The organism is Martelella mediterranea DSM 17316, assembly GCF_002043005.1.
GTDB lineage: Bacteria > Pseudomonadota > Alphaproteobacteria > Rhizobiales > Rhizobiaceae > Martelella > Martelella mediterranea.
On record NZ_CP020330.1, the window covers coordinates 4,660,559 to 4,671,477 of the forward strand.

Genomic DNA, 10,919 nt, shown 5'->3' on the forward strand with positions numbered 1-10,919 from the left:
TGTTGTTTCAGGGCGAACATCCTCGCCTTCGTCGGACCGGCGCTCGCGCTTCAGCACCCGCCCCACCTTTTCTCTCGGCGTCATCCTCGGGCTTGACCCGAGGATCCAAGCACCCATCCGCGCGACTGGCGCGAACGGAAATTCGTGTGGCGTCCCTATTCTGCTACCCGAAACGCTGCTCGCGTCCAACGTGATTAGATCCTCGGGTCAAGCCCGAGGATGACGCAGCATAGGGTGCAGGCGCGGCGTTCACCGCCAAGCGATATGAAGCCGCACCCATTTCCGCTCCTACTGGAACACGGCTTCCGGCGCGTCAAGGCTGTCGGAGCCTTCGAGCTCGATCTGGCCGAGATCGAGCGCGGCGATCGCGCGTTCGATGGACGGCGTCTGGTCGATCAGGCCGTCGATTGCGGCCTGAACCACGGCGTTGCCCTCGTCATTGCCTTCGCCGATCATCTGGTCGTAGGCCTCGACGGTTTCCGCGCGGGTGGCCATCGCTTCCATCGCCTCGACGGTCGCAAGCAGCTTCGCCTTCAGCTCCTCGTCCAGCGCCGGGTCCTTCTCAGCCACCAGGTCGGAGACCGATGCGCCAGTCATTTCCGTGCCGTCGACCCGCGTGTAGTCGCCGGTATAGGCCTGAAGAATGCCGATCGCGTCGTTCAGATGCGAGGCATGGGTGTTGTCGGAGAAGCAATCATGCTCTTCTTCCGGATCGTGCAAAAGCAGGCCGAGCTTCATGCGCTCGCCGGCAAGCTCGCCGTAGGAGAGCGAGCCCATGCCCGTCAGGATCGCGGCGATGCCGGTGGTCGGGTTTTCGGTGACATAGGCGTAAGCCTCGCCGCCCTGTTCCCAGGCCGCGACAATGTCTTCAAGGTCGGAAATCAGAAGTTCGGAGGCCGCCGTCAGATAGGCCGCGCGGCGATCGCAATTGCCGTTGGTGCAATCATCGCCGGAAAGATAATCGGTGTAGGAGCGCTGGCCCGCACCGGCATCCGTGCCGTTCAGGTCCTGGCCCCAGAGCAGGAATTCGATGGCGTGGTAGCCGGTCGCGACATTGGCCTCGATCTCGCCGGCTTCATGCAGCGTGTTGGCGAGCAGATCGGGCGTGATCTCGGTGGCGTCGACCGTCTCGCCGTTGATCTTGATCTCGGGATTGGCGATGACATTGGCGGTGTAGAGCGAGTTTTCGTCGCTTTCCATGCCGTAGGAGGCATCGACATAGTCGATCAGACCTTCATCCAGCGGCCATGCATTGACCTTGCCTTCCCAGTCATCGACGGTCGGGTTGCCGAAACGATAGACCTCGGTCTGCTGGTAGGGGATGCGCGCCGCGATCCAGGCTTCCTTGGCGGCGTTCTGGGTCTCTTCGCTCGGGTTTGCGACGAACGCCTGAATGGCCTCGTCCAGCGCCTTCGCCGTCGTCAGCGAATCCTGGTATTTCGCAAGCGCGACATCGGCATAGTGCTTGACCACCGCCTCGGGCGTGACGTCAGCGGCAAAAGCCGGGGCTGCGAGCATGGTCGAGGCGGCAAAGCCCGCCAGAAGGGCGCGCGTACGGATCGTGTGCATCATGGGGTCCCTCTCCTTCAATGACACTGTGAGTGCTGCCTACATGAAGGAAAAAGAAACTTGTGTCAAATAATCCAGTTATAGAAAATCGCGCGCCGCCCGCGCGCTGCGTACTGGCTTGCGCATCGTCAATTTTCAGCCTGTCCAGCCCTGTTTGCGCAGCACCGCGCAGAAGAAACCGTCGGTCCCGGTCGAGGCCGGCGTCAGCGTCGCGAACCGTCCATCGGTGAAATGCGGCTGCTTTGGCGATGACGGGAAGCGTTCCTGCCAGAGCGCCGCGATATCGAGAGCTTCGAAATCGGCCCGTCCTTCGAGGAAGGCAGCAATCCGGGCCTGGTTTTCGGCCGGAAGCAGCGAGCAGGTGACATAGACCAGCAATCCGCCGGGCTTGACGAAACGGGAGGCCGCGGCCAGCACCGCGTCCTGCTGCGCCATGCGCTCCTCGAGGTTCTTTTCCGACAGCCGCCATTTGATATCGGGCCGGCGCCGCCACGTGCCGGTACCCGTGCAGGGCGCATCGATCAGCACGCGATCGAAGCTCAGTCCCTCCAGCGCGGCGGCATCGTCATGGACCTGGACATTGCGGGTGCCGGCGCGACGCAGACGCTCGATGATCGGCGCAAGCCTTGTACGGTCGGCATCATAGGCGTGCACCTGGCCGGCATTGTCCATGTCGGCTGCAAGCGCCAGTGTCTTGCCGCCGCCGCCGGCGCAATAATCCAGCACCTGCTGGCCGGCATGGGCGTCCACGAGCCGGGCCACGATCTGCGAGCCTTCGTCCTGCACCTCGAACCAGCCTTTCTGGAAGGCGAGTTCGGCGGTGACGTTCGGCAGCCGGTCGCCGCCGCTTCCGGGCGGAATGCGCAGGCCCTGCGGCGCGATCGCGGTCAGATCGGCCCCTGCCCGCGACAGCGCTTTCTTCACCTTCTCGCGGTCCGCCTTCAGCGTGTTGACGCGCAGATCGAGCGATGGCCGGAGGTTCAACGCCTCGGCCTCGGCCAGCCAGTCATCGCCGAAATTTTCCTTGAAGGCCGGGAGAATCCATTCCGGGAGGTCGGCGCGGACATGATCCGGGGCATCCGCAAGGTTGCCGCTGGCAAAGGCGGCGAGCGCGCTCTCGGAAAGAGGCTCCGGCGCGAACTTGTCGCCGTCGAGCCTTTCGGCAAGGCTTTCGGGGGTAAAACCCCATTGGCGGAACAACACCGCATGGGCGAGCGCCGCCGGGCTGTCATCATCCATCAGAAAGGCGTGCGACAGCTTCAGCCGGAGCGCGTCATAGACGATATTGCCGATCGCCGCCCGGTCGCCGGAGCCTGCAAAGCGATGCGCCGTGCCCCAGTCCTTCAGCGCGTTGGCGATGGGACGCTTGCGCTCCTCCACCTCGGAAAGAACCTCGATCGCGCCCTGAAGGCGTCCGCCAATGCGCATGTGTTATGCTCCCTTGGATGAGGTTTGGTGAAGGCGTAGACCACGCGCCCTCCAATCTCCCCCCTTGAGGGGGAGATGCCCCGAAAGGGGCAGAGAGGGGTGAACCGCAAGCCGCTGAACTCCGAGTCCGTTGTTCCGCCCCATACCCCTCTCTGTCGCTTCGCGACATCTCTCCCTCAAGGGGAGAGATTGAAGGGGGCTATGCGGCGCTCGCTGGCTTTCACCTGCCAACGCGCCCTCAACACCAACAGCCATCAAAACACCGCCACCGAAGCCACCACGGCGAGGTACACCAGCACCGCCGCAATCAGCCACAGCGCCACGCGGCCCGAGCGGGTGTGGCGCGCTTCGGCGCGGCCGATGGCCTCGGAGGTGCGCTCGTCGAAACGCAGGCCGTTTTCGCTCATGGCGACGACCTCGTTGTGGAATTTCTCGGTCTTGTCGGCGATGTCCGGGATGGCCTCGGCGATCTTCAGCACCGCCTGCATGCCCTCGCGCATATCGGTCAGCACCCGGCGGGGGCCGAGATTGTGTTCGATCCATTTCGACACGACCGGCTCGGACGCCTTCCACATGTTGAAATGCGGATCGAGCATGCGCGACACGCCCTCGACCACGACCATGGTCTTCTGCAGGTTGATGAGCTGCGTCTGCGTGGTCATGTCGAAGATTTCGGTGATCTCGAACAACAGCGTCAGAAGCTTGCCCATCGAGATGGTCTCCGCCGACTGGCCATGGATCGGTTCGCCGATGGCGCGGATCGCCTGCGCGAACGAGGCCTTGTTGTGGTGCGACGGCACGTATCCCGCCTCGAAATGGGCCTCGGCCACGCGCATGTAATCGCGGGTGATGAAGCCGTAGAGGATTTCGGCGAGCACCCGCCGCTCCTTCTTTCCGAGTCGCCCGACAATGCCCATGTCGACGGCGACGATCAGGCCATCCTTGTCGACGAACAGATTGCCGGGATGCATGTCGGCGTGGAAGAAGCCATCGCGCAGCGTGTGGCGCAGGAAGGACTGGATCAGCGTTACCGCCAGCTTCTCGAGGTCATGGCCCGCGGCCTTCAGCCCCGCGACATCCGACATCTTGACGCCGTCGATCCATTCCATGGTGACAACGTCGCGGCCGGTGCGCTCCCAGTCGACCGCAGGCAGGCGGAAGCCCTCGTCATGGGCGGTGTTTTCCGTCATCTCCGAGATCGCGGCCGCTTCCAGCCGCAGATCCATCTCGATCTTGGTGGTCTGTTCCAGCGTGCGGGTGACATCGACGGGCCTGAGCCGCCGGCTGGAGCGGATGAACCGCTCCTGCATGCGCGCGACCAGATACATCGCGCCGAGATCCTCGTTGAACCGGTGGCGGATACCGGGGCGGATCACCTTGACGGCGACCTTTTTCTCGCCCTCGGGCGTCGCGATCCTCGCCGGATGCACCTGCGCGATCGAGGCCGCGGCGATCGGATCGCCGAATTCGGTGTAGAGCTCATCGACAGAACGGCCGAGCGAGCCGCGAATGGTCGCCTTGGAGGCTTCGACCGGGAAGAACGGCATCCGGTCCTGCAACTGCGCCAGATCCTCGGCAAATCCGGCACCGACGACATCCGGCCGGGTTGCCAGGAACTGGCCCATCTTCACATAGGAGGGGCCGAGCCGCGAGATCGCCTTGCCGAGCCTGTCGGAGCGCGCCTTCTTGCGCGCGCCGGGCCGGGCGAAGGGCACCAGCAAGGCCTTCACCAACCGGGCATAGGGCGGCAGGCCTTCCGATGGCAGCGCGTTGATCACGCCCTCGCGGGCCAGCACCCAGCCGACGCCGAGAAGATTGAAGTAGGATCGAAGCGCGCCCATGATGAATGCCTAAAGTTTCCAGCCGGAATGAAGGGCAGCAATACCGCCGGAATAATTGGTGAACTTGACCCGCGAGAAGCCGGCGCGCTCGATCATCTTGGCAAAATCCTTCTGGTTCGGAAATTTGCGGATCGATTCGACCAGATAGCGGTAGGGTTCGCCATCGCCCGCGATCGCCTTGCCGACGCGCGGAATGGCGTGGAACGACCACAGATCATAGACCTTGTCGAGGATCGGGGCCTCGACCTCGGAAAATTCCAGCACCAGCAGCCGGCCGCCGCGCTTCAGCACCCGGTAGGCTTCCGAAAGCGCCTTGTCGATATGCGGCACATTGCGGATGCCGAAGGCGATCGTATAGGCGTCAAACGTCTTGTCCGGAAACGGCAGGTCCTCGGCATTGGCCTCGACGAAGGTGAGGTTTTCGGCAATGCCCTTCTTCTGGGCCCGCTCTTCGCCGACGGCAAGCATCGAGCCGTTGATGTCGAGCACCGTGGCGCGGGCGAGCCCCTTCGACGCATCGACGATGCGGAAGGCGATATCGCCCGTGCCGCCGGCGACGTCGAGCACGTGATAATCGGGATCGGCGGGCGGGTTCAGCGCGCCGACCATGCCGGCCTTCCAGGCCCGGTGGAGGCCCGCCGACATCACATCGTTCATGATGTCGTAGCGCTTGGCGACCTTGTGGAAGACATCGTTGACCAGAGGCTGCTTGTCGCCATCGGCGACATTCTTGAAGCCGAAGGAGGTCTCCATGCCGCCATTGGCGGTGGTCCGGCTATCCGTCATCTTACGCACCTCACGCTTGAAAATCTTCCGTCTGCCCGTTTCGGCTTTGTCAGCACGCGCTGAATCGCTATATCAGACCCAATATTGGCTCTGCTGCAGCGATACACAACAGACACCGTTGCGGCTATAAACCGAAACCCGCAAAAGCGAAACGCCAAAGGCTTAAAAACATCATGCCGGAACTGCCGGAAGTCGAAACCGTGCGCCGCGGGCTGGCCCCCGCCATGGAAGGCCGGATCATCGAGAAGCTGGAACTGCGCCGGGCCGATCTCCGGTTTCCGTTCCCGCAGGATTTCGCCGAAGCCGTCAAGGGCAGACGAATTGTCGCGCTCGGCCGGCGGGCGAAATATCTGCTGATCGACCTCGATGACGGCATGACCATCGTCGCCCATCTCGGCATGTCCGGGTCCTACCGGGTGGAAGACGGAAGCGCATCCGCAACGCCCGGCGACTTTCACCTGCCGCGCAACGCCGCCGCCATCCACGACCATGTCGTCTTCCATCTGAGCGATGGCCGGGCCCGCGTGATCTACAACGACCCGCGCCGCTTCGGCTTCATGAAGCTCGTCGCGCGCGCCGGGCTCGAGGCGGATGCGAGCTTCAAGGGCCTCGGCCCGGAGCCGACCGGCAACAGCCTGGACGCCGATTATCTGGCAACCCGCTTTGCCGGCAAGACCCAGAGCCTGAAGGCCGCCCTGCTCGACCAGCGCAATATCGCAGGCCTCGGCAATATCTATGTCTGCGAGGCGCTGTGGCGGGCGCGGCTGTCGCCGTTCCGCGCCGCCGGCCATCTGGTGACGCCCGCGGGAAAGCCGCGCGACGGGCTGAGACGGCTCGTGCCGGCGATCCGCGATGTGATCGCCGAGGCCATCGAGGCCGGCGGCTCGACGCTTCGGGACCATCGCAAGACCGACGGCACGCTCGGCTATTTCCAGCATTCCTTCTCCGTCTACGACCGCACCGGCGCGCCCTGCCGGCACGAAGGTTGCGACGGCACCATCGCCCGCGCCGTCCAGACCGGCCGCTCCACCTTCTATTGCCCGGCCTGCCAAAAGGGTTAGCCGTCCCGCCTACTTCAGGAAATTGCTTCTGAGCAGGGACACCACTTCCTTCATCCGGCCATCGAACACCGCCTTGACGCCGAACATCGCGGTGGAGGCGACCTGGGAGACCTCGACCTTGGGCGGCATGACCAGTTCCATGCGGTTGACCTTGACGTCGAGCAACGCCGGGCCGGGGGCGGCAAGCCAGGCGTCCATCGCCGATCCGAGCTGCTCCGCATTGTCCGCGTGGAAGCCGGTAATGCCGCAGGCCTCGGCAACCCTTGAGAAATCCGGATTTTCAAGCGTGGTGAAATGGTCGACTAGTCCCTCGACGCGCTGCTCCATCTCGACAAAGCCGAGCGAGGAATTGTTGAACACCAGGAGTTTTATCGGCACGTCTTCCTGAACCAGCGTCAGGAGATCGCCCATCAGCATCGACAGTCCGCCATCGCCGCACATGGCGATCACCTGCCGGTCGGGATAGGCGAGCTTGGCGCCGATCGCCTGCGGCATCGCGCTTGCCATCGTGCCGTGCAGCAGGCTGTTGAGAAACCGGCGGCTGCCATTGGCCTTGAGATGCCGCAGCATCCACACCATCGGCGTGCCGACATCGGAGATGAAGATTGCATCGCTGGCCGCCTTGGCGTTCAGAATATTGGCGACGAATTGCGGATGGATCAGGCTCGGGTCGGGTTCATCGCCCGCCTCCTCATAGTCGGCCAGGTCCTCCTGCCATTCCTTGAGATGGTGGTTGAGATGCTTCTCGTCGGATTTTTCCCGCACCTTGGACAACAACGCCTCCAGCGTCGTGCGGGCATCGCCGACAAGGCCCAGATGGATCGGCGCGCGCCGGCCAAGATGCGTGGGATCGATATCGATCTGCACGATCTTGCGATCGGGATAGAACTGGGTATAGGCGAAATCACAGCCGACCGAGATCACCAGATCCGCCTTTTCCAGCGCGTTCAACCCGGCGCGGTTGCCGAGAATGCCGTTGACGCCGACGTTGAAGGGGTTGCCGGGCTCCAGCCATTCCTTGGCGCGGGTGGTGTGGACCATCGGCGCCTTGACCTTGCGGCAGAGCGCCACTACCGCCTCGCGGGCATCGCGCGCGCCGATGCCGGCATAGATTGTTACGCGTTTCGCCTGATCGACCAGTTCCGCGAGCTCGGCCAGTTCCTCATCATTCGGGCGCGCTACGGGCCGGGGCCGGTGGACCCGCCAGTCAGCCGAATCGGCATCGCTTTCCTGAAACATATCGCCGCTGACGATAACCACCGCCACGCCGCCCTTGGTAAGCGCCGCCTGCGCCGCCATCGCGACGATCCGCCGCGCCTGGGCGGGATGCGAGATATGCTCGCAGAAAACCGAATGCTGCTCGTAGATCTTCTTCTGATCGACATCCTGCGGAAAATCGAAGCCCTTTTGCGGACGGTCGACCTCCGAGGCGATCAGCAGCACCGGCGCGCCGTTGCGATGGCTTTCATAGATGCCGTTGACGAAATGCAGCGAACCGGGGCCACAGGTGCCGGCGCAGACCGCGAGTTCGCCCGTCATGTATGCCTCGCCGCCCGCGGCAAAGGCGCCCGCCTCCTCATGCCGGACGTGGACCCACCGAAGATCGGACCGGGACACGGCGTCGGTGAAATGGTTGATGGTATCGCCGGGTATGCCGTAAATGCGCCTGGCGCCCGCTTTTTCCAGCGTGTCGACGACAATCTCTGCTACGGTTTTGGACATGTGAGCGCTCCTTTCGCGGTTTTCTCCCGTTTTTCTGCGCGAACGCCGTCAGACGGCGTCTAAGGGTAAACGCACCGCTGGCGAAAATGAGCCCGGAAAAAAGCCGTATGCGCGTCTTTGTCGCCCCCTCGCCTGCGGAGCGGCCGCAGGCGGCCTCCTCACCTTTTACCGATCGGATGCAGCGCCGCGCCATTCTCCTCGAACGCGGAGATATTGCCGATCGTGGTGCGGGCGATATTGAAAAGCGCCTCCTGGGTGAAGAAGCCCTGATGGCCCGTAATCAAGACATTGGGGAAGGTCAGAAGGCGGGCGAAGATATCGTCGCGGATGACCGTGGAGGACAGGTCGCGGAAGAACAGGTCGTCTTCCTCCTCATAGACATCGAGGGCGAGCGCGCCGATTCGCCCCGATTTCAGACCTTCGATCACAGCGAGCGTATCCACCACCCCGCCACGGCTGGTGTTGACCAGCATGCGGCAGCGCCTCATCGAAGCGATTGCGTCCTCATCGATGAAATGGCGGGTTTCCGGCGTCAGCGGGCAGTGCAGCGTGAGGATTTCCGATTTTTCGAGAAGCTCCTGCTTGTCCACATAACGCGCGCCGAGCGCCATCGCCTCGTCATTGGGAAACGGATCGAAGGCCAGGATTTCGCAACCGAAGCCTGAAAAGGCGCGGATGACATTGCGGCCGATGCCGCCCGTGCCGACCACGCCGATCGTCTTGCCGTGAAGGTCGAAGCCGAGCAGGCCGTTGAGCGCGAAATTGCCCTCCCGCACCCGGTTATAGGCGCGGTGGATCTTGCGGTTCAGCGTCAGCACCAGCGCCAGCGTGTGTTCGGCGATCGCATAGGGTGAATAGGACGGCACCCGGGCGGCGGCGATACCGAGCCGGTCGGCAGCGGCGAGATCGAGCCGGTTGAAGCCGGCGCACCGGAGCGCCACCAATTCGACGCCCACATCCTTCAGGACCGAAAGCGCCGATGCCCCGAGATCATCGTTGACGAAGGCGCAGATCGCCTTCGAGCCGGCGGCAAGCTTCGCGGTCGGGGCGTGAAGCCCGGCCTCGGTGAAGATCAGTTCGTGCCGGCCCTCATTGGCCGCTTTCAGAAATTCCTCGTCATAGGGCTTGGCAGAAAAGACGGTGACGCGCATGGCGGCTCCTGTGGCTTGATCCCGGCCTCGACAAGTGTAAGGGCCTTTGCGGCAATGGCAATGGCCGTCGGCGGCGGCAAATCGGACGCTGTATCTGCTTTACCCCCGACTTTGCGGGATTTAAGCATTGACGGGCAGCCGGATTGGCTTTATATGCCCGGCCACAGTATTTGAAAGCTCAATGAGCTTCATCAATTGCTCCCGTCACAAAAGCGATCCAGGCCGGTCACGGCAACCGCGACTGACGGAGCTTGCGTCAGAATTCGAAGAGAGACTTATATGGCCAATACAACTTCGGCGAAAAAGGCGACGCGCAAGATGGCCCGCCGTACAGCCGTCAACAAGTCCCGCCGCACCCGCGTTCGCGGTTACGTTCGCAAGGTTGAAGAAGCGATCCTCGCCGGCGATCCGGAGCAGGCCAAGGCCGCTCTGGCCGCAGCCGAGCCGGAACTGGCGCGCGCCGCCAGCAAGGGCGTGCTTCACCGCAACACCGCCTCGCGCAAGGTCTCGCGTCTGGCGCAGCGCGTGAAGGCAATTTCGGCCTGATCCGAATTAGAATTGCAGACTTTTTGAAGAACCCGGCCTTGTGCCGGGTTTTTCGTTTTGAGTTCATACACTTGGCTATTGTGATGCAAACATTACGAACAGATGTCACTAAAATGACCAAGAACATCGAACCTTCTCAATGGCTTACGCGAGGTTTGCCGCATTTTCACCATTTTTGGGCCGCCGCGGTCCATGTAATAATGACATCTGAAAAATTTATTTTTTCCGGCATTTTCGTCCGACCGGTTTCAGACATATGTGAATCTAATTGATTCAAAAGCGATTCTTCCGAGCCCTTCCGCGGGGACCCAAACTCACGGGTAAGAGTCAATGCTGGAAGCGCCGAATCGGCAAAAAATCCTTGTTGAAATTGTCGGTCGTTCTTGCCTAAATGACCTCCGACAGCAGACGGAATGAGCTCCCGGATTTTTCGGGAGGGGCGTGTTCGACACAGGATACGTTGTCTTCCCGACGCTGGGAGCGGCGGCTTTTTGGGCGCCGTTTTTCCAACAATCACAGGTTGTTATCCGGTATTCGCCAGAATTCCGGGTTCGTTCCTGTGTGTCTTTTGCAAATGACCTACGAGAGCAGGGAGGGGAAGCAGAACTTCAAAACACAGAAACTCCGGACATTTTGCAGCCTGCATTTTCCGATACGAGGATCGGATGGCAGGCAAGCGGCGGAAAGTCCCAATTCCGGCGGAGAGCCGGACTTAAACGCATGCCGGGAAGACACCGGCAGCAGGGCGAAAACAGGCAGCGGGCGATATAAAAACAAGCGCGCGCCAGGGTGATGACGTTTGAAAGGCGGCAACG

8 protein-coding genes are annotated in these 10,919 nt (G+C 62.5%); 2 read left to right on the forward strand and 6 right to left on the reverse strand.

Annotated features, from left to right (window positions below; translation table 11 throughout):
* Window positions 1-288 precede the first annotated feature (288 nt).
* The 4 genes from Mame_RS21720 to ubiE form a co-directional block, all read right to left on the reverse strand.
* Window positions 289-1,572: an imelysin family protein gene (locus tag Mame_RS21720; RefSeq protein ID WP_018063573.1), complete on the reverse strand. Its 1,284-nt coding sequence runs from the start codon at window positions 1,570-1,572 to the stop codon at window positions 289-291.
* A gap of 132 nt (window positions 1,573-1,704) precedes the next feature.
* A complete protein-coding gene (locus Mame_RS21725) occupies window positions 1,705-2,997 on the reverse strand; it encodes an RsmB/NOP family class I SAM-dependent RNA methyltransferase (protein ID WP_018063572.1) in 1,293 nt (430 codons plus the stop codon).
* A 254-nt stretch (window positions 2,998-3,251) separates the two neighbouring features.
* A complete protein-coding gene (gene ubiB / locus Mame_RS21730) occupies window positions 3,252-4,838 on the reverse strand; it encodes a 2-polyprenylphenol 6-hydroxylase (RefSeq protein ID WP_018063571.1) in 1,587 nt (528 codons plus the stop codon).
* Window positions 4,839-4,847: 9 nt separating this feature from the next.
* On the reverse strand, window positions 4,848-5,624 hold the full coding sequence (ubiE, locus tag Mame_RS21735) for a bifunctional demethylmenaquinone methyltransferase/2-methoxy-6-polyprenyl-1,4-benzoquinol methylase UbiE (protein ID WP_018063570.1): 777 nt from the start codon (window positions 5,622-5,624) through the stop codon (window positions 4,848-4,850).
* A 173-nt stretch (window positions 5,625-5,797) separates the two neighbouring features.
* On the opposite strand from ubiE, the gene mutM reads away from it, so the two are divergent.
* Window positions 5,798-6,685: a bifunctional DNA-formamidopyrimidine glycosylase/DNA-(apurinic or apyrimidinic site) lyase gene (mutM, locus tag Mame_RS21740; RefSeq protein WP_018063569.1), complete on the forward strand. Its 888-nt coding sequence runs from the start codon at window positions 5,798-5,800 to the stop codon at window positions 6,683-6,685.
* Window positions 6,686-6,694: 9 nt separating this feature from the next.
* On the opposite strand, the gene Mame_RS21745 is transcribed toward mutM, so the two are convergent.
* Both Mame_RS21745 and Mame_RS21750 read right to left on the reverse strand, forming a co-directional pair.
* On the reverse strand, window positions 6,695-8,407 hold the full coding sequence (locus Mame_RS21745; RefSeq protein WP_018063568.1) for a ubiquinone-dependent pyruvate dehydrogenase: 1,713 nt from the start codon (window positions 8,405-8,407) through the stop codon (window positions 6,695-6,697).
* Window positions 8,408-8,565: 158 nt separating this feature from the next.
* Window positions 8,566-9,558 carry a 2-hydroxyacid dehydrogenase gene (locus Mame_RS21750; protein ID WP_018063567.1) on the reverse strand — a complete coding sequence of 331 codons (993 nt, stop codon included), beginning with the start codon at window positions 9,556-9,558 and terminating at the stop codon, window positions 8,566-8,568.
* Window positions 9,559-9,837: 279 nt separating this feature from the next.
* On the opposite strand from Mame_RS21750, the gene rpsT reads away from it, so the two are divergent.
* Entirely contained in the window at window positions 9,838-10,104 is a 267-nt protein-coding gene (gene rpsT / locus Mame_RS21755; protein WP_018063566.1) for a 30S ribosomal protein S20, read from the forward strand.
* Window positions 10,105-10,919: the final 815 nt, after the last annotated feature.